Origin of the sequence: Serratia sarumanii (genome assembly GCF_029962605.1) — a bacterium.
Classification (GTDB): domain Bacteria; phylum Pseudomonadota; class Gammaproteobacteria; order Enterobacterales; family Enterobacteriaceae; genus Serratia; species Serratia sarumanii.
On the sequence record NZ_CP124750.1, the window covers coordinates 1,522,668 to 1,542,326 of the forward strand.

A 19,659-nucleotide genomic window follows, 5' to 3' on the forward strand; every position below is an offset into this window, starting at 1 on the left:
CGCAACAAGCCAGGATGTTTATTTGCCGGCGACGAAGATGGTGCTCATGCTGCGCAGCCGCAGCTTTTTCATCGCGCTGTATTTCTGCGAAAAGATGGTTTTTGGGTGCGTGCCGCGCTTTTCCGCAATGTGCAGCAGGCTGTCGCCGCGCAGCAGATTGAAGATCACGTCGCTTTCCGCCGGGCTGAGCTCGCGGGTTTTCTGCACTCTGATGCCGCCCGGCTCCTTGCTTTCCAGCAGCCGCTGGATTTTTTCCTGCAGCGAATAAAGCGGAATGCGGGTGGAGACCAACTCAACGGAAATCCCCAGGATCGACAGCAGTTTCACCACGCGCTCGTCGTCGTAGAACACCAACAGGCGCGTTTTGCTGTTGTACTGCTGGTGCAGGGACACCAGGCTTTCGATCACGTTAACGCTCTGCTCCAGGTTTTGCGAGGTGAAAATCAGCGCGATATCGTGCTTGGTGATCTTCTCTGCTTTGGCGCCGCCGTGCATGAAATCGGAAAACAGGCGGATATCGTACGCGCCGTAGTGTTTCTTCAGCAGCACCGACAGGCCAACATAGCTGTACTTACACTCACTAATCACAAGAACGTTGTTTTTAGACATAGGGCAAACACCAATACCGAGTTAAAAGTATTCAGCTGTAAGAAGCGAGTTCAAATCCTTGATGCTGGATTCCTTCCACAGCTTTCCCTGCAGTGCGTAATATGGCATTTCATCCAGCCATTTCTTGTGTTCGGGAGTTTCAACTCCTTCGATAATTACCTTGTAATGATTAAGGTAAAAGAAGCGCAGTAATGCGCGCATCAAGCCCTCGCCGCCGGACTTTTTCATGAAGTCCCAGAGCAGAAAACGGTCGAGCTTAACGAAGCGGAACTGGCTGTTGTACAACGCGGAAAAACCCGCATAGCCAGAACCAAAATCATCGAGCCAAAATGAATAACTATTCAATGACGGATCGCCGTGCACGCGATCTTTCACCAGCCGGGTTGAATTCTCGCTGATCTCGAAATGAATACAGCGCATGGCATTAATTCTTTCGGCAAAGTGAGTATTCGCCAGCGATTGCAGAGAATAATCGTCAACATTCAAAGTGGCTATCACTTGGTTTTCATGAAACCAGTGTTTGTATTTATCGATCAGATTGATCTGATCCATCAAAATCTCAATCCGGGTGGCGCTATCGGCGTGGCGAAAGAACTGTTCAGGAGAAAAATGAGCGTATTCGCTATTAAACGTAAAGCGAGACAGACATTCGACGGCCAGCAATTGTCCCGATTTCGCGAACATTGGCTGAAAAACATAATTAATGCCGTTATTTTTCTCTCTGAAAGAACCGCTCATTTCCCAATCCTTGGATTGATATTTAACTTGTTGATTTTAAATGATTAAAAAGAAAGTTACTCCAGGTTTATTGGTAAATTTCTTATTTAAAGCGCCAGAATGGCCGAAGCGTGTCGACAGACCATTTAACGCGTAATTCGTGCCAAAGTCCAAATGTCGCAATCTGTTACTAAATGTAAATATTTGGGATAATATGCTGATTTTCAGGCCTTAATGCAAAATCTTGAACTCTGCAGCTTTCCCAAACACAGATTATTCCTATTCATATGAATCGTCAACATCGATCGATAGGTATTCGCCGATAGTTTATTCCTATCAAGAGGAGCCTTATGAATGTTTTAAACGATTTAACATTAAGAATATGCTTAGTCTATATTTCGTCCGGCAATGAGTTCATCGAGGCAACGCTCCTTTTCAGCAAGGGAGTGCTATCGCTGAGTGTATGCTCAGTGGCGGCAATATATATAAGCCCGCCACTGAATCGATTATTTTATTGTTCTATGGAGCTGGAAATGAAAAAAGTATTATTGCCTTTGGCTGCCCTGGTATTGTCTGCAACTGCTTCCAACGCAATGGCAGCAAACGGCACTGTTAAATTCACCGGTGAAATCAAACAGTCTACCTGCCAGGTAACTAGCGATACTCAGAATAAAGAAGTTTACCTGGGTACTTACCCAACTTCTGCTTTCCCAACCGTGGGTTCTAAATCCGCTTCTAAAGCTTTCCAGATCTCTCTGGAAAAATGTGATGCCGGTGATTACAGCCTGCGTTTCGACGGTAACACCGTTGCCGGCAACCCAGACCTGCTGTCCGTAAGCAACGTTGGCGGCACTGGCGCTGCAGCTACCGGCGTGGGTATCGAAATCACCGATAACAACGGCAAGCCATTCGCTATCGGCGACGGTTCCAACATCAACGACGACGTAGCGAAAGTCACCATCGCTGCTGACGGTAAAGCGACCTTCAACCTGCAGGCTCGTTACCGTTCATTCGACAGCAACGTAACTGCAGGTCTGGCTAACGCCACCAGCCCGTTCACTATCGAATACAAATAATCGTCTTTCAGGACACACACGGCCAAGGATGGCCCGTAGAGGAAACCGATGAAAAAGTTCTTTGCTGCTCTGCTGATGCTGGGCACCTTTAACAGCTACGCCGGTATCCAGGTAGATGCCACTCGCGTGATCTATAAAGGCGACGACAAATCCGCCTCTCTGCCGATTCATAACGATGCTTCAGAAGCTTATATGGTGCAGACCTGGCTGGACACCGGTGACAGAAACCAAGTGCCGAAAAATCTGCCTGTCGTTGTCGTTCCACCGATTCTGAAATTGGACGCTGCCAAAACTGCAGTTCTGCGCTTTATCTATTCCGGTAATGGCTTACCTCAGGATAAAGAAACCCTGCTGTGGATTAACGTGCAGGAAATTCCGCCGGCGCCGAAGCAAGAAAACGTGCTGCAGGTTGCGGTGCGTACTCGAATCAAACTTTTTTACCGGCCGGTGGCGTTGAAAACGACGCTGGACGAGCAAGTACAAAACTTGCGTTGGCAGCGTGAAGGTTCACGTCTGCAAGTGATTAACGATGGCCCGCTGCATATTACCTTTGGGGCGCTGCATTTGAAAAACAGCGCGGGCAAGACCGTGGATGTGGACGCCAACATGGTGAGCCCGAAAGATCGCTTATCGATCAGCATCCCGGCGGGCGTCAGCGTCGGCAACAAGATTGCTTTCAGTTATATCAACGATTTTGGCGGTAGAACGGAAGTCAAGGACGTTCCAGTACAATAAGAGAGACAGGGAATGGCAAATCAACGAAAAGTAGCAGGCGGAACGACGCGGCTGACACAGCTGATCCGAATTGCAATCATTGCCGCCAGTGCGCCGATGTTCTGGAGTGAAGCGGCGCTGGCAGAGTTTAACATGTCGTTTATTCACGGCGATGAAAACCTGAGCAATGCGGAAGCGGTCGCTCAGGGCGATGCTTTGCAACCGGGCGTTTACCCATTCGACATCTACGTCAACCTGACTCAGGTCGATCATAAGGATGTTACTTTTCGTCAGGTTAAAGGCCAGACCGCGTCTCAACCCTGCCTGAAAGTTGAAGACCTGCGCAACTACGGCATCAAACTGCCGGAAACGCTGCAGGCCGGCAGCTGCGTTGATCTGCCTGCGTTGGTTAAAGACGCCACCGTCAGCTATGACGCGGCGGTGCAGCAGATCAACATTTCCGTGCCTCAGACCATGATGGATCTGAGCGCTATCGGCGCGATCCCGCCAAGCATGTACGATGAAGGCATCAACGCGCTGTTCGCCAACTATAACTTCAACTACAACAAGAACAGCTATCGCAAAGATGACGCTGACGACAGCGAGTACATGTTCCTCGCGTTGAACAGCGGCCTTAACCTGGGCAGATGGCGCCTGCGCAACAACTCCACCTGGGACAAACAGAGTGGCAGCAGCAGCAACTGGACCAACGTCTCTTCCTGGGCCGAGACCGACATCGTGCCATGGCGCAGCCGTTTGGTGATGGGGCAGGCGAGCACCAACAACAGCGTGTTCAACAGCTTCCAGTTCCGCGGGGTGCAACTCTCCAGCGTTGACGACATGCTGCCGGACAGCCTGCGCGGTTATGCGCCGGTGGTGCGCGGCGTGGCGGCGACCAACGCCCGCGTCGAGATTCGCCAGAACGGTTACGTCATTTACAGCACCAACGTTGCGCCGGGTCCTTTCGAGATCCATGACGTCTATCCGCATACCAACAACGGTGACCTGCAGGTGACCGTCAACGAGGCCGACGGTTCGCACAAAACGTTCAGCGTCGCCTACTCTTCCGTGGCCAACATGCTGCGCGAAGGCATTTGGAACTTCCAACTGACCGCCGGTAAATACCATAACGGTAACGGTGGCTATCAGCCGAAGCTGATTCAGGGTACTGCGGCATACGGCATGAACTATGGCCTGACGCCGTTCGGCGGCGCCATCATTGCCGAGCACTACCGTTCCGCTGCCGTGGGTATCGGTAAGAGCCTGGGATCGTGGGGTGCCATCTCCGTGGACGGTTCGATCTCCGATACCGAGCTGGCGAACGGCGATCGCAAGCAGGGGCAGAGCTTCCGTTTCCTGTACTCCAAATCGCTCAACCAGATGGGCACCAACTTCCAGTTGGCGGGCTATCGCTATGCGACTTCCGGTTACTATGATCTCAGCGATGCGGTCCAGGAGCGTAACAGCTGGCGCAACGGCATTTATGCCAATGATTACTGGGATCCGAACGATCTGCAGCCGGGCCAGCCTTCCTGGAGCAACAATCAGAAACGCACCCGATACACCGCGCGTTACGGCAACAAGCGTGAACGCGTCGAGCTATCGCTCAGCCAGCAGCTGTGGGCGGGGGCCAGCCTGTACGCCAACGTGAGCCATCAGAACTACTGGGGCGTATCCGGTAACGATCGTACGATTCAGCTGGGTTACAACGACGGCTTCAAGCGCATTTCCTACGGCGTTTATCTACAGGATACGCGCGGCCAGTACGGTTATTCCGATCGCAGCGTGAACTTCACGATGTCGATCCCGTTGGATTGGGGCCAGAGCAACAACTCGACCACTGCCAACTTCAGCGCGGCGCACAGCAAACAGAGCGGCGACAGCTACTCGACCGGCATCAGCGGCACCATGCTGGACGATCGTCGCATGAACTATTCGGTTTCCACCGGGCATACGCAGTCCTCCGGTCAGAGCAGCAACCTGAACCTGGGCTACAGCAGCAGCATCGGTAACATCGACGGTAGCTATGCCTACAGCTCGAAATACCGTCAGGAAGGGGTGGGCCTCTCCGGCGGCCTGCTGGTGCACTCCGGCGGCGCGACGCTGACGCAGCCGTTGCAGAACACTATCTTGCTGGTGGAAGCGAAAGACGCCAAAGGCGTGCGTCTGGAAAACCAGCCGGGCGTGACCATCGATCGCTTCGGTTATGCGGTTGTGCCGTCGGCCAACCCGTACCGCTACAACTATGTGGCGCTGCGCACCGAAGATTTCGGCCCGGGCCTGGATGTGCCTGTGGCCAGTAAGCAAGTGGTGCCGACCGAGAAATCGGTGGTGAAGGTGAGTTTCGATACCTTCAAGGGCGTCAGCCTGCTGATTCACGCTCGTCTGGGTGACAACGGTTATCCGGCCATCGGCGCCGGCGTGTTCAACGAGTCCGGTCGCAACAGCGGCACCGTGGGCCTGGAAGGCGCAACCTATGTTTCCGGCGTGAAAGCGGGTGAGAAACTGACGATCAAATGGGGTCCGAAAGCCGACCAGCAATGCGTACTGCCGATCCCGGCGGACGTGGGCGACAAACAAGCGGCCATGGGATATCAGGAACTGACCCTGCAATGCCAAAAACTGTAAGGTACACCATGAACTTGAGCAAATTAGCACGTAACACACTTCTGTCAGTGGTGGGGCTGGCGGGGTTGGCGATGGCGCAACAGGCGGCGGCGATGCAGTGCCGTTTCGGCAACTCGACCGGCAGTAGCAGGCCAACCGGCAGCGTGACGCAGGATATCGACGTCGGCCGCCCGATCGTGTTGGCTGCCAGCGACTTTGTTAAAGGTAACCTGATTTGGCGTTCTCAGAACTTTACCTCCACCTTTACCTGCTGGGATACCGACAACTACCCGCGTGGAGAGAACGCTTACATCTATTGGAACCCGCAGAACTCGTTCGGCGCACTGGATAAGTCGTTGGAGATTGGGGTGTCGATCAACGGGCGTGATTATGATGCGATCAACCTGAAGCAAAGTTCCAACCGGCCGACGGGCCCTGATTTGGGGCCGGGTACCAAACCGGGCAGTAATAGAAGGAAAGCCGATCCTCAGGCGGTGACCGCCACTTATTCGGTGTATATCAAAGCCACCGGGGTGAAACCGCCGGCGGGTAACTTCCCGCCGCTGGCGCGCGCTTCGCTGTTCCAGATCGATGGTGAGTTGGGCCTGAACGCCACCAAAGACAGCAACTTTAACGCCTATATTAAAGGGTTGGACAAGATCCGCGTGATCCAGTGCAATCCGCAGATCACCGTGTTGGCCAACAACGGCGCCAGCGTCGATTTCGGTGTGTTGACGACGTCCAGCGCCAAAACCGGCACTATCGCCAAGCAGGTGCCGTTCGATATCAAGGCGACCTTGAGCGGCGGCGAGTGTGCCGGCCAGTCTCTGCAGGCCAGTTTCAGCAGCACCAACGCCGATCCGTCAGATAACACGCAGATCCTGCCGACCACCAAACCGGGCGTGGCGATCTTCCTGACTCAGCAACGCGACACCAACAAAACGCCGATCCCACTGCAAACCAACGTGGATTTCGGCGGCGTGCTGCAGGATAAGCAGAACGAAGTGAAAGAGACCTTTATCGCGAACCTGAAGTGGTTGACCAATACGCCGAAGACCGGGGTGTTCAACGCCACCGCCAACGTTGACGTCACCTTCAAATAATCCGGTGTCGCTTCAATTAAAAAGGGTTCAGTTCGCGAGAACTGAACCCTTTTTACGTGTTATGCCGCGTTTATCAGCGCAGCCCCATCCAGGTGGTGCAAACGCCTTCCGGCGGTTTGCCAGCGTACCAGCGGGGCAGCGTAGGGGCATCGTGGCGTGGCTCGGCCTCCACTTCCACCGGCTGCGCCGGCCATTCCGCCACGTCCCAGCGGGTGGTGCGGCGATACACCGCCGGGGTTTTGCCGAACTGTTTCTTGAAGGCGCGTGAGAACGAAGGCTGAGAATCGAAATGGTATTGCAGGGCGATATCCAGGATCGGGCGCGGGGTGGAGCGCAGCGCCTGCGCCGCCTGCGACAGGCGCCGCTCGCGGATATAGCTGCCGAGCGCGTGGCCGGTGGTGCTGCGGAACATGCGCTGCAGGTGCCATTTGGAGTAGCCCGACTTGGCGGCGACGTTATCCAGCAGCAGCGGCTGGTCCAGATGAGTTTCAATCCAGTCTAGTAAATCGTGAATGATATTGACGCGATCCATGGTTTTAGTTCTCCCGCAAAAACGACATTCAGGTCACAGTGACTTAGCTTAATTATCCAAGAATATACTTTGATAATAGGCGCGAGTGCGCCGTTACGCAAGGGTAAACCGGGGGAAAAAGGTGACCAAAAATGCTCTTTGAATCGCAGGGGGATAAAAGAAAGGCCGCATAAAGCGGCCTTTCCAGCAGGAAACGAGTGGAAAATCAGTTGGTTTCCGGTTTCACTTCAATGTAGTTCAGACCCAGCACGCTGCTGGTGTAGCCGCGGATCTTGTTGGTCATCTCGATATCGCCGTTCAGCTTGTGGCCGTAGGACGGGATGATCTCTTTCAGTTTGCTCTGCCATTCCGGCGTCGCCACTTTGTCTTTGAACACGGTTTCCATCAGGTGCAGCATGATCGGCGCAGCGGTGGAAGCGCCCGGTGACGCGCCCAGCAGAGCGGCGATGCTGCCGTCTTCAGAGCTGACGACTTCGGTGCCGAACTGCAGCACTCCGCCTTTATCCGCGTCTTTCTTGATGATCTGCACGCGCTGGCCTGCGGTCCACAGCTTCCAGTCTTCCTGCTTGGCGTCCGGGAAGTACTCTTTCAGCGCGGCGAAGCGATCGTCGTCGTTCATCATCAGCTGGCCGACCAGGTATTTCACCAGATCGAAGTTATCCAGACCGACGTGGGTCATCGGCATCAGGTTCGAGGTGCTCAGCGAGTGCAGCAGATCGAACAGCGAACCGTTCTTCAGGAACTTGCTGGAGAAGGTGGCGAATGGCCCGAACAGCAGCACGCGCTTGCCGTCCAGCATGCGGGTATCCAGGTGCGGCACGGACATCGGCGGCGAACCTACGCTGGCCAGGCCATACACTTTGGCCAGGTGCTGGTTGGCGATCGCCGGGTTGGTGGTGACCAGGAACTGGCCGCCGACCGGGAAGCCGCCGTAGCCGTCGGCTTCAGGGATGCCGGATTTCTGCAGCAGGGTCAGGGAGGCGCCGCCTGCGCCGATGAACACGAACTTGGCGTTAACGGTGGTTTCTTTACCGTCGCGGTTCAGATCGGCAACGGTCACGCTCCAGGTCTGATCGGCGTTGCGCTTGATGTCGCGCACTTCGTGGCTCAGGTTCAGCTTGAACTTGTCGCTGGTGCTCAGCGCGTCAACCAGCTGATGGGTGATCACGCCGAAGTTGACGTCGGTACCCAGCGGCATACGGGTCGCGGCGATTTTCTGCGCCGGATCGCGGCCGTTCATCACCAGCGGCGCCCACTGTTTGATTTGCGCAGGATCTTCGGAGTATTCCATGCCGCGGAACAGGGTGCTGTGCTGCAGCGCCGCGTAGCGTTTACGCAGGAAGTTGACGTTGTCGTCGCCCCACACGAAGCTCATGTGCGGCACGCTGTTAATGAAGGATTTCGGATCTTTCAGGACATTGTTTTTCACCTGATAAGACCAGAACTGGCGAGAGATTTCGAAAGACTCGTTGACCTTCACCGCCTTGCTGATGTCGATGGTGCCATCGGCTTTTTCCGGCGTGTAGTTCATTTCGCTGAAGGCGGAGTGGCCGGTGCCGGCGTTGTTCCAGCCGTTGGAGCTCTCTTCCGCCACGCCGTTCATGCGCTCGTACATGTCGATGGTCCAGGTCGGCTCCAGCTCATGCAGATAGGTGCCCAAGGTGGCGCTCATGATGCCGCCGCCGATCAACACCACGTCGACGGTTTTATTCTTCTCTTCAGCCGCCGCCTGCTGCGTAACGCTAAACAGGCTGAGACTGAAAATCAGGACGAGTAATTTTCTCATTGAATTAAATCTCTTGTGTGTAAATTCTACTCATTGCAGGTGAAAGAATTTAGCGGGAGTTACCCTGGAAAATAGTGAAGCCGACCGCCCGGCGTGAGCCGATAGGCAGCGATAATGCCTTTTTGTTAATAGGGTTTTTAACGAAAAGTGAACTATTGCAGGCCGTCCGGATGCAAATTGATCGGTTCACGTTACTGGCGGGGTATTATTGTTTGCGAGAATGTTAAAAACTACTTTTGTAACTAAAAAAAATGAATATAAGCAAAAATAGGCCGGTTGCTGTCGCAGGAATAAACAGAGAGGGGAGTAAGGCCATATAACCGCGTTATTTCAAGGGGTTAATTGTCGCGCAATTAAACGTTATTTCGTTATCACACAATAATTGCGGTTAAATTGCAAATACGCATCGGTAACCAATAATAAACGGCCGCCGTTGCGGGCGGCCAGGATTCACAAGGCGGTTACTTGATGCCCATCGCATCGCGCATGGTGAAGAACAGATCGGTCTGATCGGTCAACCCCACCACGTTGGCGGCGTGCGGGCCGTAGGCCGCGACGCGCAGCTGGGTGCCGGTGTGCCCCTGCGATTCCTCTTCCGAGTTGCCGTAGCTGAGGGTCATCGGCGCGCCGTCTTTGGTGGTCAGTGTCTGGGTCAGGCCCGGCGCTTTGGCGTCGGCGGCGACGATCTGGCTGGAGTGCGCGTGGTCGGCGGTGACGATCACCAGCGTGTTGCCGTCGGCGCGGGCGAAGGCCAGCGCTTTTTGCACCGCCTCGTCCAGATCGACGGTCTCACCAATCTGCCCGCACGGGTTGGCGGCGTGATCCTGCTTATCGATCGACGCGCCCTCTACCTGCAGGAAGAAGCCGTTCGGGTTGTCTTTCAGCAGCGCGATCGCTTTTTCGGTCATCGCCGCCAGCGTTGGCGTGGCCGCGGTGCGAGCCGGGTTGTTTTCGCAGGTCACCGCCGGTTTGTCGAGGTTGCCGTGATAGCTGGCTTTCGGCCCCAGCCAGCGCACCGGCATGTTGCCGTCGGCGAACAGGCCCAGCAGCGGTTTTTGCTGATTGGCCAGGGTAACGGCCTGCAGTTCATCCGCGTTGCTCACCCACTGATAACCTTGCGCCGCCGCTTGATCTTTCAGCGATTTTCCTTGCCATTCGCCGCTTTTCGCCAGTTGGTTGAAGGATTTCGCGCCGCCGCCCAGCGTGACGTCGGCACGGGTTTTCAGCAACTGCTCGGTGATGGAACCGCGGCCGCCGTTTTCCAGCGCGTTAGCGGCACATTTCTCGCTGGTTTCCTCCGGGCCGTAGCATTTGCGCGAGGTAACGTGCGACACCAGCGCCGCCGGTGTGGCGTCCTGCAGTTCGGCGGTGGAGACGTTGCCGGTGGCCTTGCCGGCCGCCTTGGCGATCTCCAGCAGCGTCGGCTGGTCTTTGCCGTTCACGTCCACGCCGAGCGCGCCGTTATAGGTTTTCACCCCGGTGGCCCAGGCGGTGGCGGAGGCGGCGGAGTCGGTCACGTAATCCGGTTTGTGGGTTTTCTTGTCCAGCGAGTAGTGGGTGTATTGCCCGGTCAGCGGCAGGGCGTCGATGCCCTTGAAGTAACCGCCTGCGCCTTCGGCGTAGTTACGCGCGGCGGTGATCTCGGAATCCCCCATGCCGTCGCCAATCAGCAGGATCACGTTTTTCACCGTTTTGTCCGACAGCGACGCCTTCAGCGCGGCGGTCTGATCGCCGGCCAGACGACGGGCGCCGCCCGGTTCGGTGAGGGTGCCGCGCGCGGCGCGCTCGGTCAGGCCATCGACATTGGCCGAGGTTTCCGCCGCGATGGCGGAGGAACAGAGCAGGGCGGACAGCACGGCGCCGGCGATCAGGGATACAGCAGGTTGCATGGGGTAAGCTCCTTGTCGTAATACAACAATGTAAATAACATCAAATTGTTACGTAAGGAGAGTAGAGCAGAGGGATGACAATTTTATGACAGCGAAAGACGGGATGGCCCGGCGGCCACCCCGTTTGGCGTCAGGCCGCGCGCGCCGGGATAGCCAGCCCACGCTGCACCGCCGGCCGCGCCAGACCGCGCTCCAGCCACTGCGCGACGCGGGGGAAACTGTCGAACTCCACCAGCTCGCGGGCCTCATAAAAGCCGATCAGGTTACGCACCCAGCCCAGCAGCGAGATATCGGCGATGGTGTAGTCCGCGCCCATGATCCAGTCGCGGCCTTCCAGGCGCGTTTCCAGCACGCCGAGCAGGCGTTTCGATTCGTTTTTGTAGCGCTCCAGCGGCCGCTTGTCTTCATACTCGCGCCCGGCGAATTTGTGGAAGAAACCGAGCTGGCCGAACATCGGGCCGACGGCGGCCATCTGGAAGAACACCCACTGAATGGTTTCGTAACGCTGCGCCGGATCCTGCGGCAGGAAACGGCCGCTCTTTTCCGCCAGGTAGAGCAGAATGGCGCCGGATTCGAACAGCGGCAGCGGCCGGCCGCCGGGGCCGTCGGGATCGATGATCGACGGGATCTTGCCGTTCGGGTTCAGCGCCAGGAATTCCGGCGTCCAGGTTTCGTTGTTGCCGATTTCGATCAGGTGCGCTTCATAGGGCAGGCCGATCTCTTCCAGCATGATGGACACTTTGACGCCGTTCGGCGTCGGCAGGGAATAGAGCTGCAGCCTTTCAGGATGCTGAGCCGGCCAGCGTTTGACGATCGGGAATTGGGTGGAATCGAGCATGGAAACTCCTCGGGTTGGCGGGGTGGCTTAAGCGTACCCCGTGAGTATTGCAGTAAAACTACCCCGCCGCCGGGTTACACCGTGAGTTCAAAATGTGCTGCCAGCGCTTTTTTACCGGCAGGGGTCAGCTGCAACTCGCGGCTGTCGAGTCGGCGGACGATCCAGCCGCGGTGGATAAAGGCGGCCAACAGCGCGGCGCCCAGTGCGCCACCGAGGTGAGAGCGGCGTTCGCTCCAGTCCAGGCAGCCGCAGGCGAAGCGGCGGCGGGTGGGGGCGGGGGAGCAATCGACGCCCAGCCGCGCCAGCGCGGCCTGACCGGCGTCGCTTAAGCGGTAGTCTTCCTCACCGCTCAGCCAGTTCAGCGCATGCAGCCGATCGTGCAGTTTCACCGCCACCTCGCCCGCCATATGGTCGTAGCAGGTGCGGGCATATTGCAGCGTGGTGGGCGTGCTGCTTTTCACCGACGTGCGCGGCACGCCCGCCAGCGCCATCAGGCCTTCCAGCGCCTCGGCCACCGGCTGACCGGCCAGCCGAAAATAGCGGTAGCGCCCCTGTTTGACGCAGGCGATCAGCCGCTGCTCCAGCAGTTTCGCCAGATGTGTGCTGGCGGTGGACGGGGCGACCTCGACCGCCGCGCTGAGCTCGGTGGCGGTGTAGGCGCGCCCATCCATCAACAGGCACAGCATGCGCGCCCGGGTGCGGTCGGCGATGGCGGCGCTCAGCGCCGCCAAACGATCTTCTAGGTCGATGTTATGCATACTTCGAGGTTAGACGAAGTATGACTGCGCGTCCATTGTTAACCTGTGGCTGTCGCATTCTGGTGTTGTGCGTCTGTGTTCGCTGGATATTGATGAGCGGGCGTTGGAATCGGTGCGGTGGCGCCATTCCTACAATGCGCGCGTACCTGAGTTTTACCGTTGAGAGGAGACGATAATGATCGCCGTGATTTTTGAACTGCAGGCCGCCGACGGGCAGCGCGATACCTATCTGGCGCTGGCGGCGGAGCTGAAGCCGCTGCTGGCGCAGATCGACGGATTCATCTCCATCGAGCGCTTTCAAAGCCTGGCCGATCCTGCGCGCCTGCTGTCGCTCTCCTTCTGGCGCGACGAGGCGGCGGTGCAGCAGTGGCGCAATCTCGAGCAGCACCGGGCGGCGCAGGCGCGCGGACGTGGCGAGGTGCTGGCGCAGTATCGGCTGCGGGTGGCGGAGGTGGTGCGGGACTACGGGCTGGAGAGACGCGAACAGGCGCCGCAAGATAGCCGTTGTTATCACCGCACCTGAAGAAAGCCCGCCGCCGGCGGGCTTTCGTCCGTTATTTCGCTTCGCTGCCCACCTTCATTGCCCCGGCGTAGCTGGCGCCCATCCCCCAGGCGGCGCCGTGGTCGCGGGCGATCTGCAATACGCCTCCCGCCGTGGCTTTGCGGCTCCAGTCCTGCTGCCATTCCAGCATCAACGCCACCCAGTTGATGGGCGTGGCGCCCGCCTGTACCAGACGCTGCATGGCGTTGTTTTGGCTGTCTGGCGTAATGTCGCCGGTGACGTCCGACAGGATATAAACCTCATAACCCTCGCCCAGGGCGGACAGCGCCGGCAGCATCACGCAGCTGGCGGTCCACAGCCCGCCGATGATGATTTTCTTGCGGCCGGATTGTTTGATCAGATCCACCACGCGCCGATCCTGCCAGACGTTGATGGCGGTGCGATCGTACACCTGCAGGTCCGGGCGTGCCTGCGTCACCTGCTGGAATACCGGCCCGGCGAAGCTTTTGGCGTTGGCCGAGGCCAGAATGGTCGGCACGTTGAACACCTTGGCGGCCTTGGCGATGCCGGCGGCGTTATTGACCAGGTTGGTTTGATCGATAGAGGAAATGGTCATGCCGAACATGTCCTGCAGATCGACCAACAGCAACAGGCTGTTCTCGGCGGTCAGCGGTTGCACATAACCCGCCTGGCTGCTGTCGGCGGCGGGGGATTGCGCCAGCGCGGCGACGGGGGCGGCGGCGGCGCTCAGGCCGAGCATCAGGGCGAACAGGGTCTTTTTCATTATTAACTCCATGATTATCAGTAGATTAAATTCACCTCTCACTCAGGGAGGCGGTTGAATAAAGTCTACTGAGGTTGTTGAAGTTAATAATCTGTGTTTTATTGAATTTATAATTAACCATAAGGACATAATATGGACGTGCTACTGACGATGCGCGCCTTTCGTCGCGTGGTTGAGCGCAACAGTTTTTATAAGGCGGCGGAGGATCTGGCGATCACGCCGGCGGCATTGAGCAAGCAGATTAAGCAGTTGGAAAACCGGTTGGGGACGCTGTTGCTGGTGCGCACTACCCGCAGCATGAGCCTGACCGAAGCCGGGCAGCTCTATTACCAGGAAGCCTGTCGGTTGCTCGGCGAGTTCGACGCGCTGGAGCAGACGGTTGCCGCCAGCGCGCAGCAGGTCTCCGGCACGCTGCGGGTCAATGCGCCGCTTTCGTTCGGCCTGACGGTGTTGTCGCCACTGCTGCCGCCGTTTATGCAACGTTACCCGCAGCTGCAGATGGAGCTGACGTTGGACGACAGAGTATTGGACGTGGTGGCGGCCGGTTTCGATATTTCCTTGCGCATTCGCCGACGGCTGCCGGATTCTTCCCTCAGCGCCCGGGCGCTGGGTGAAGTGCACCAGCGAATTTGCGCCGCGCCCGGCTATTTGGCGCAGCACGGCGTGCCGCAAACGCCGAATGAATTGCAGCGACACAGCTGTCTGGCCTATTCCCTGGCGGAAAGGCCGGGGCAGTGGCAGTTCACCGCCGGTGAGGAGAGCCTGAGCGTGACGTTCACTCCCAGGTTGATCGCCAACAACAGCCTGATGCTGCGGGATATGCTGGTGGCGGGACTGGGTATCGGTTCGCTGCCGTCGTTCGTGGCGGACCCCGAGATCGCCGCCGGCAGGCTGGTGCGGCTGTTCCCTGAACAGATTGCCGACGTGCATCAGGTTTTCGCGGTTTACCCGACGCGCCGGCATGTGCAGCAGAAAGTGAGTTTATTCACCGAATTTGTGCGAGAACAGGGATTGATGACGGCGAATTGACAACGGTGCACGATTGTCATATTCCTTAGCTATGAAAAAATCCTACCGCCCATTCGCGCAAATTATTATCACCCTTCTCCAAAGGGTGGGATAGCGCGTGTGTCGCCAATAAAAACCCGCCGGCAGGCGGGTTTTTTTATCCCCTTCCGGCAACGACCGGAGAACGTCATGAAAACCTACCCTGCAGTTTTACACCTGATGTGTGGCAAGGCCGGCGCAGGCAAATCGACGCTGGCGCAGCGTTTGGCGCAGCAACCGCAAACGCTGTTGCTGGTCGAAGATGCGTGGCTGGCGACGCTGTATGAGCAGGAGATGACCAGCCTGCAAGACTATGCGCGCTGTTCCGACCGGTTGCGGCGGGCGCTGGGCGGACACCTCGTTCAACTGCTGCGCGGCGGCTGGTCCGTAGCGCTCGATTTCCCGATGAATACGCCAGACAGGCGGCGCTGGGCCAAAGCGTTGGCGGAGGAGGCCGGCGTTGCGCACTGTCTGCATTTTCTCGACGTCAGCCATGCGCAATGCCTGAGCCGGATAACGCTGAGAAACGCGCGCGGCGAGCACCCGTTTACACTGAGCGAAGCGGAGTTTGAGCGCCTGGCGCAGTACTTTGTTCCCCCGGCGGAAGAGGAAGGGATGACAGTCTTGCGTTATGGCGAACAGGACTGAAAACCGGCGCCATGACGGCGCCGGCAATAGGGTTAGGCTTTGGCGTTAAACGCGTTGTAGAAGGCGACTTCCGCGCACGGCAGCGCGGCCTGGAAGGCGATGGCGCGGAAGTAGATTAGAAAGGCTTGGTCGGCAGGTATTTGCCGTCCAGGGTGATCACCGCGCGTTCGCCGCCTTCCGGATCGGCCACCTTCTTGATATCCAGCTTGAAGTTGATGGCGCTGATGATGCCGTCGCCGAACTGCTCGTGTACCAGCGCTTTCAGCGTGGAGCCGTAAACCTGCAGCATTTCATAGAAGCGATAAATGGTCGGATCGGTCGGCACGCCACCGGGAATGCTGCCGCGCAACGGGATGGTTTGCAGCAGCTGTACCGCCTCTTCGTCCAGCCCGAGCTTGGCTGCCACGGTGCGTGCCGCTTGTTCCGGCAGCGCATGCTGCCCCAGCAGCGCGGCGGTGACGAACGCCAGGCTGAGTCCGGTGCCCTCAGCCAGCGCGTCGAAAGTCAGGTTATGGCGGATCTTGGCGGCCATGATGGTGTCGGTGAGCGCTGCGCGCGGGGCGGCGTTGTGCAGAGAGTGTGTCATGTTAGCTCCTTTTGTTGACTTAAAAACGGGCGATCGCCGGGGTGGCGGTCACCTCGGGATGGGTGGCGAGCGGCACGAAGCGGCGGGTTTCGCCGTCCAGCGCGTCGATAGCGCCGCTGGCGATGTCATAGACCCAACCGTGCAGCGTCAGGCGTCCCTGATCCAGCGCCAGGGCGACGGAAGGGTGCGTTTTGATGTTGTTGAGCTGGGCGATGACGTTTTCGCGCACCATCGATGCGACCCGCGCCTCGTTGGAAGCGTGCGGATAAGCCTGATTGACCGCCTTCGCGGAATCGGCGTAACGCAGCCAGCCGGCGACCGTGGGCAGGTGATCCAGACACTGGCAGGTGGCGATGGCGGTCATTGCGCCGCAGTCGGAATGGCCGCAGATCACGATATCTTCCACGCCCAGCGCGGCGACGGCGTACTCGACCGAGGCGGTAATCCCGCCGGGTTCGGGGCCGAAAGAAGGCACGATGTTGCCGGCATTGCGGATCACGAACAGATCGCCCGGCTCGCGCTGGGTGACCAGCTCCGGCACCAGCCGGCTGTCGGAACATGAGATAAACAGGGTGCGCGGGTTTTGGCGGGTCGCCAACTGCTGAAACAGCGCCGTGCGTTCAACAAAGGCTTCGCGCTGGAACTTCAGGAAGCCTTCAATCACCTCTTTCATCCGTTTCTCCATTGGGTGTCGTTATGCGATGGCGGCATGATGAACGCTTCTGGCTATAGGGTCTAAGACCCATTTATAATGCCAGCTATAGGTTTTACTAATAGCTGGGGCGTTATGCTGCTGCGACACATCCGTTATTTTCTGGCCGTTGCCGAACAGGGCAACTTCACCCGCGCCGCCGAATCGCTGCACGTCTCGCAACCGACGCTGTCGCAACAGATCAAGCAGCTGGAAGACACATTGGGAGCGCCGCTGTTCGATCGCAGCGGCAGAGCCGTGCGCCTGACCGACGCCGGTGAGGCGTGGATGCGCTATGCGCGCTTGGCGCTGCAGGATCTGGATGCCGGCGCGCGGGCGATCCATGACGTGGCGACGCTGGCACGCGGCCATTTGCGGCTGGCGATGACCCCCACGTTCACCGCCTATCTGGTGGGGCCGGCGGTCGATGCCTTCTACCGCCGCTATCCGGGGATTACGCTGAGCATTGAAGAGATGGCGCAAGAGCGAATGGAGGCGCTGCTGGCGCAGGATAGGCTGGATCTGGGCATTGCCTTCGAGATGGCGCAGTCGGCGGAGGTGGAAGCGGCGCCGTTGTTCAATGAGTCGCTGGAGCTGATGGTCGGCACCGATCATCCCTTGGCATCTCATCGCCGGCCGCTGACGCTGGCGGAGTGGCAACATCTGCCGCTGGCCTTGCTGAGCGGCGACTTTGCCACGCGCCAGTTTATCGATCGCTACTGCACGCAGCTGGGTTTCCGGCCGCAGGTGGCGGTGGAGGCCAATGCGCTAGGCGCCATCGTCGAGATCGTGCGGCGCGGGCAGCTCGCCACGCTGCTGCCGGCCGCCATTGCGCGCGAGAACCGGCAGTTGAAAAAAGTGGCTTTGGCCAACGCCATGCCGGTGCGGCAGGCGGTATGGCTGCAGCGCAAAGGCGCTTACCGCAGCGCCGCCGCGCAGGCGTTTATTGCCCTCTTGCAGGAACAGGGCATTACGCCGGCGCCGGGCAGCCGATAGCCGCACGGCTCGGCAGCAGGCGCTATTCTTTATGACGCTCCCGGAACAGCAGAGTGGCGATCAGGCTGACGGTCAACATGCCGGTGACGTACCACGCCGGCGCCATCGGATTGCCGCTGACGTCCAGCAGCCAGGTGACGACCAACTGCGCCGATCCGCCGAACAGCGTCACGCCAAAGGCGTAGATCATCGAGGTGCCGGTGGCGCGCACGTGGCGCGGCAGCGCCGAGACGATCAGCATAGTGCTGGCCAGCATGTTGATGCCCAGCGCGCCGATCAGCAGGATGCGGAAAACGATCGCCAGCCACAGGGTTTGCGTGGCGCTGAGGAACCAGAAGGTCGGGTAAATCAGGATCAGTGCTGCAAAGATTGAGAACAGCAGCGGCCTTTTGTAGTTCTGCACCCGATCGACGTAACGGCCTGCGCAATAGACGGCGATGATCTGTACCACAGAGGCAATACAGCTGAACAGGTAGGCGGTCGGGCCGGCGATGTGATAGGTCTGCATCATGTAGGTCGGCATATACAGCAGCACCACGTAGACCATCACGGTGCCGGACATGATGATCAATACGCCCAGCAACAGATCTTTGGCATGATTGCTCACCAGATCCCATACCGGATTCAGCGGCGGCCGCGCGTGAGCCGGCGCCTCTCCAGTGTAGGTCTCTTCCAGATGTTTGCGAATATAGATGCCGACGGGAATGATCAACAAACCGATGATGAACGGCACGCGCCAGCCCCAGGCATACAGTGCCTGCTCCGGCAGAAAATAGGTGAGCGCCAGGCCTAAAGAGGCGCCAAGCAGGGCGCTGATGCCCTGGCTTATCGCCTGCCAGCTGACGAAGAAGCCGCGTTGGTTGGCCCCTGCCGACTCCAGCAGCAGCGTGGTGGCCGAGCCCACTTCACCGCCGGCGGCAAACCCCTGAATCAGGCGGCCAACCACGATCAGCACCGGCGCCAGAACGCCGATTTGCGCATGGGTGGGCGCGAAGGCGATCAGCGCGGTGCCGACGCCCATCAGCACGATGGTCATCAGCATGGCGGCCTTGCGGCCGACCCGATCGGCATAGGCACCCAGCACCATGCTGCCCAGCGGGCGCATGATAAAGCCGACGCCGAACACCGCCACCGACATCAACAAGGAGCCGTAGGCGCTGTCGCTGGGAAAATAGAGTTTGCCGATAATGGCGGCAAAGAAGCTGTAGACGGTGAAGTCGAAAATCTCCAGGCCGTTGCCCAGGCTGGCGCCGACAATGACTTTGTAATTTACCGCGCCCTTCCCCGCCGTTTGGCTTTTGGGCAATGCGTTTTCAGCAGTGTTCATCGTTGTCTCTCGCGATAGGTGGACGGTGTGTTGTTATTATTTTCTGGCCGGGGTGGTGTTATCCGGGGCGGCGATAACCGAGCCCCGAAACGCCAACAAAACGGCAACGTCACGTTTACATATACTTGTATGTACAATCATATGCAATATGAGAGTAGTTAGCGGGATAACGGTGGTTTGATTTTCACATCTTTCTGTATTTAATTGTTTTTATTTGATTTTCTCTTCAGCTGGAACGAATGTGCCATGTCGATTTAGTGAGCTGTAACGCATTAATCCTCTAAAAAACCTTGGTAATTAAGAAGGCGGTCACAAAATGTCGCGTATAGCAGAATGTGTGGCGATAGTCGGAAAAAACTAGAATTAAATAGAGACGTGTTGGCTGTATTAATGATTTTCATAAGGTGAACAGATACGATTTATTCGTGCCTGGGGCGGTTCTGGGGAGA

Annotated in this window: 19 protein-coding genes; 8 read left to right on the forward strand and 11 right to left on the reverse strand. The window is 58.0% G+C overall.

Annotation, left to right across the window (positions count from 1 at the left end; translation table 11 throughout):
- Positions 1 to 18: 18 nt before the first annotated feature.
- Complete coding sequence (locus SSARUM_RS07280; protein ID WP_004939094.1) at positions 19 to 609, reverse strand: LuxR family transcriptional regulator; 591 nt, start codon at positions 607 to 609, stop codon at positions 19 to 21.
- Between the two features lie 21 nt (positions 610 to 630).
- On the reverse strand, positions 631 to 1,347 hold the full coding sequence (locus tag SSARUM_RS07285) for an EAL domain-containing protein (protein ID WP_033637688.1): 717 nt from the start codon (positions 1,345 to 1,347) through the stop codon (positions 631 to 633).
- Between the two features lie 512 nt (positions 1,348 to 1,859).
- On the opposite strand from SSARUM_RS07285, the gene SSARUM_RS07290 reads away from it, so the two are divergent.
- From SSARUM_RS07290 to SSARUM_RS07305, 4 genes are read left to right on the forward strand one after another with little or no spacing between them, the layout of a single operon-like run.
- Positions 1,860 to 2,402 carry a fimbrial protein gene (locus tag SSARUM_RS07290; RefSeq protein ID WP_033647475.1) on the forward strand — a complete coding sequence of 181 codons (543 nt, stop codon included), beginning with the start codon at positions 1,860 to 1,862 and terminating at the stop codon, positions 2,400 to 2,402.
- A gap of 48 nt (positions 2,403 to 2,450) precedes the next feature.
- The gene (locus SSARUM_RS07295; protein ID WP_033646826.1) at positions 2,451 to 3,137 is read left to right on the forward strand and encodes a fimbrial biogenesis chaperone; all 687 of its coding nucleotides are present in this window, start codon (positions 2,451 to 2,453) and stop codon (positions 3,135 to 3,137) included.
- A gap of 12 nt (positions 3,138 to 3,149) precedes the next feature.
- Positions 3,150 to 5,744 carry a fimbria/pilus outer membrane usher protein gene (locus SSARUM_RS07300; RefSeq protein ID WP_033646825.1) on the forward strand — a complete coding sequence of 865 codons (2,595 nt, stop codon included), beginning with the start codon at positions 3,150 to 3,152 and terminating at the stop codon, positions 5,742 to 5,744.
- A 14-nt stretch (positions 5,745 to 5,758) separates the two neighbouring features.
- A complete protein-coding gene (locus tag SSARUM_RS07305) occupies positions 5,759 to 6,826 on the forward strand; it encodes a fimbrial protein (protein WP_033647471.1) in 1,068 nt (355 codons plus the stop codon).
- Positions 6,827 to 6,899: 73 nt separating this feature from the next.
- Here SSARUM_RS07305 and SSARUM_RS07310 read toward each other — a convergent pair whose 3' ends face one another.
- The 5 genes from SSARUM_RS07310 to SSARUM_RS07330 form a co-directional block, all read right to left on the reverse strand.
- Entirely contained in the window at positions 6,900 to 7,358 is a 459-nt protein-coding gene (locus tag SSARUM_RS07310; protein ID WP_033646824.1) for a helix-turn-helix domain-containing protein, read from the reverse strand.
- A gap of 205 nt (positions 7,359 to 7,563) precedes the next feature.
- Complete coding sequence (locus SSARUM_RS07315) at positions 7,564 to 9,144, reverse strand: malate:quinone oxidoreductase (protein ID WP_033637693.1); 1,581 nt, start codon at positions 9,142 to 9,144, stop codon at positions 7,564 to 7,566.
- A 461-nt stretch (positions 9,145 to 9,605) separates the two neighbouring features.
- Positions 9,606 to 11,033 (reverse strand): alkaline phosphatase, encoded by a 1,428-nt coding sequence (gene phoA / locus SSARUM_RS07320; protein WP_060429775.1) that lies wholly within the window; start codon positions 11,031 to 11,033, stop codon positions 9,606 to 9,608.
- Positions 11,034 to 11,163: 130 nt separating this feature from the next.
- On the reverse strand, positions 11,164 to 11,871 hold the full coding sequence (locus SSARUM_RS07325) for a glutathione S-transferase N-terminal domain-containing protein (RefSeq protein ID WP_060429778.1): 708 nt from the start codon (positions 11,869 to 11,871) through the stop codon (positions 11,164 to 11,166).
- A 74-nt stretch (positions 11,872 to 11,945) separates the two neighbouring features.
- A complete protein-coding gene (locus SSARUM_RS07330) occupies positions 11,946 to 12,629 on the reverse strand; it encodes an ArsR/SmtB family transcription factor (protein WP_033646820.1) in 684 nt (227 codons plus the stop codon).
- Positions 12,630 to 12,804: 175 nt separating this feature from the next.
- On the opposite strand from SSARUM_RS07330, the gene SSARUM_RS07335 reads away from it, so the two are divergent.
- The gene (locus SSARUM_RS07335; RefSeq protein WP_033646818.1) at positions 12,805 to 13,152 is read left to right on the forward strand and encodes an antibiotic biosynthesis monooxygenase family protein; all 348 of its coding nucleotides are present in this window, start codon (positions 12,805 to 12,807) and stop codon (positions 13,150 to 13,152) included.
- Between the two features lie 31 nt (positions 13,153 to 13,183).
- Here the strand turns inward: SSARUM_RS07335 and SSARUM_RS07340 are convergent, their stop codons facing one another.
- Positions 13,184 to 13,915 carry an isochorismatase family protein gene (locus SSARUM_RS07340; RefSeq protein WP_033646817.1) on the reverse strand — a complete coding sequence of 244 codons (732 nt, stop codon included), beginning with the start codon at positions 13,913 to 13,915 and terminating at the stop codon, positions 13,184 to 13,186.
- A 132-nt stretch (positions 13,916 to 14,047) separates the two neighbouring features.
- On the opposite strand from SSARUM_RS07340, the gene SSARUM_RS07345 reads away from it, so the two are divergent.
- The gene (locus tag SSARUM_RS07345; protein WP_033646815.1) at positions 14,048 to 14,944 is read left to right on the forward strand and encodes a LysR family transcriptional regulator; all 897 of its coding nucleotides are present in this window, start codon (positions 14,048 to 14,050) and stop codon (positions 14,942 to 14,944) included.
- Between the two features lie 168 nt (positions 14,945 to 15,112).
- A complete protein-coding gene (locus SSARUM_RS07350) occupies positions 15,113 to 15,610 on the forward strand; it encodes a P-loop nucleotide/nucleoside kinase family protein (protein WP_033653370.1) in 498 nt (165 codons plus the stop codon).
- A gap of 115 nt (positions 15,611 to 15,725) precedes the next feature.
- Here SSARUM_RS07350 and cynS read toward each other — a convergent pair whose 3' ends face one another.
- Both cynS and SSARUM_RS07360 read right to left on the reverse strand, forming a co-directional pair.
- Complete coding sequence (gene cynS / locus SSARUM_RS07355; protein ID WP_033637703.1) at positions 15,726 to 16,196, reverse strand: cyanase; 471 nt, start codon at positions 16,194 to 16,196, stop codon at positions 15,726 to 15,728.
- 19 nt (positions 16,197 to 16,215) lie between these two features.
- Positions 16,216 to 16,869 (reverse strand): carbonic anhydrase, encoded by a 654-nt coding sequence (locus SSARUM_RS07360; RefSeq protein ID WP_049213454.1) that lies wholly within the window; start codon positions 16,867 to 16,869, stop codon positions 16,216 to 16,218.
- Between the two features lie 114 nt (positions 16,870 to 16,983).
- Here SSARUM_RS07360 and cynR point away from each other — a divergent pair, with 114 nt between their 5' ends.
- On the forward strand, positions 16,984 to 17,883 hold the full coding sequence (cynR, locus tag SSARUM_RS07365) for a transcriptional regulator CynR (protein ID WP_049196255.1): 900 nt from the start codon (positions 16,984 to 16,986) through the stop codon (positions 17,881 to 17,883).
- 22 nt (positions 17,884 to 17,905) lie between these two features.
- Here cynR and SSARUM_RS07370 read toward each other — a convergent pair whose 3' ends face one another.
- Positions 17,906 to 19,210 (reverse strand): MFS transporter, encoded by a 1,305-nt coding sequence (locus tag SSARUM_RS07370; protein ID WP_053088908.1) that lies wholly within the window; start codon positions 19,208 to 19,210, stop codon positions 17,906 to 17,908.
- Positions 19,211 to 19,659: the final 449 nt, after the last annotated feature.

Bases quoted from the DNA above. Each gene is read 5' to 3' on its own strand.
- SSARUM_RS07290 (WP_033647475.1), top strand. From the start codon at position 1,860: ATGAAAAAAGTATTATTGCCTTTGGCTGCCCTGGTATTGTCTGCAACT.
- SSARUM_RS07340 (WP_033646817.1), bottom strand. From the start codon at position 13,915: ATGAAAAAGACCCTGTTCGCCCTGATGCTCGGCCTGAGCGCCGCCGCC.
- cynR (WP_049196255.1), top strand. From the start codon at position 16,984: ATGCTGCTGCGACACATCCGTTATTTTCTGGCCGTTGCCGAACAGGGC.
- SSARUM_RS07295 (WP_033646826.1), top strand. From the start codon at position 2,451: ATGAAAAAGTTCTTTGCTGCTCTGCTGATGCTGGGCACCTTTAACAGC.
- SSARUM_RS07345 (WP_033646815.1), top strand. From the start codon at position 14,048: ATGGACGTGCTACTGACGATGCGCGCCTTTCGTCGCGTGGTTGAGCGC.
- SSARUM_RS07350 (WP_033653370.1), top strand. From the start codon at position 15,113: ATGAAAACCTACCCTGCAGTTTTACACCTGATGTGTGGCAAGGCCGGC.
- SSARUM_RS07300 (WP_033646825.1), top strand. From the start codon at position 3,150: ATGGCAAATCAACGAAAAGTAGCAGGCGGAACGACGCGGCTGACACAG.
- SSARUM_RS07315 (WP_033637693.1), bottom strand. From the start codon at position 9,144: ATGAGAAAATTACTCGTCCTGATTTTCAGTCTCAGCCTGTTTAGCGTT.
- SSARUM_RS07335 (WP_033646818.1), top strand. From the start codon at position 12,805: ATGATCGCCGTGATTTTTGAACTGCAGGCCGCCGACGGGCAGCGCGAT.
- SSARUM_RS07285 (WP_033637688.1), bottom strand. From the start codon at position 1,347: ATGAGCGGTTCTTTCAGAGAGAAAAATAACGGCATTAATTATGTTTTT.
- SSARUM_RS07280 (WP_004939094.1), bottom strand. From the start codon at position 609: ATGTCTAAAAACAACGTTCTTGTGATTAGTGAGTGTAAGTACAGCTAT.
- SSARUM_RS07370 (WP_053088908.1), bottom strand. From the start codon at position 19,210: ATGAACACTGCTGAAAACGCATTGCCCAAAAGCCAAACGGCGGGGAAG.
- phoA (WP_060429775.1), bottom strand. From the start codon at position 11,033: ATGCAACCTGCTGTATCCCTGATCGCCGGCGCCGTGCTGTCCGCCCTG.
- SSARUM_RS07310 (WP_033646824.1), bottom strand. From the start codon at position 7,358: ATGGATCGCGTCAATATCATTCACGATTTACTAGACTGGATTGAAACT.
- SSARUM_RS07360 (WP_049213454.1), bottom strand. From the start codon at position 16,869: ATGAAAGAGGTGATTGAAGGCTTCCTGAAGTTCCAGCGCGAAGCCTTT.
- cynS (WP_033637703.1), bottom strand. From the start codon at position 16,196: ATGACACACTCTCTGCACAACGCCGCCCCGCGCGCAGCGCTCACCGAC.
- SSARUM_RS07330 (WP_033646820.1), bottom strand. From the start codon at position 12,629: ATGCATAACATCGACCTAGAAGATCGTTTGGCGGCGCTGAGCGCCGCC.
- SSARUM_RS07325 (WP_060429778.1), bottom strand. From the start codon at position 11,871: ATGCTCGATTCCACCCAATTCCCGATCGTCAAACGCTGGCCGGCTCAG.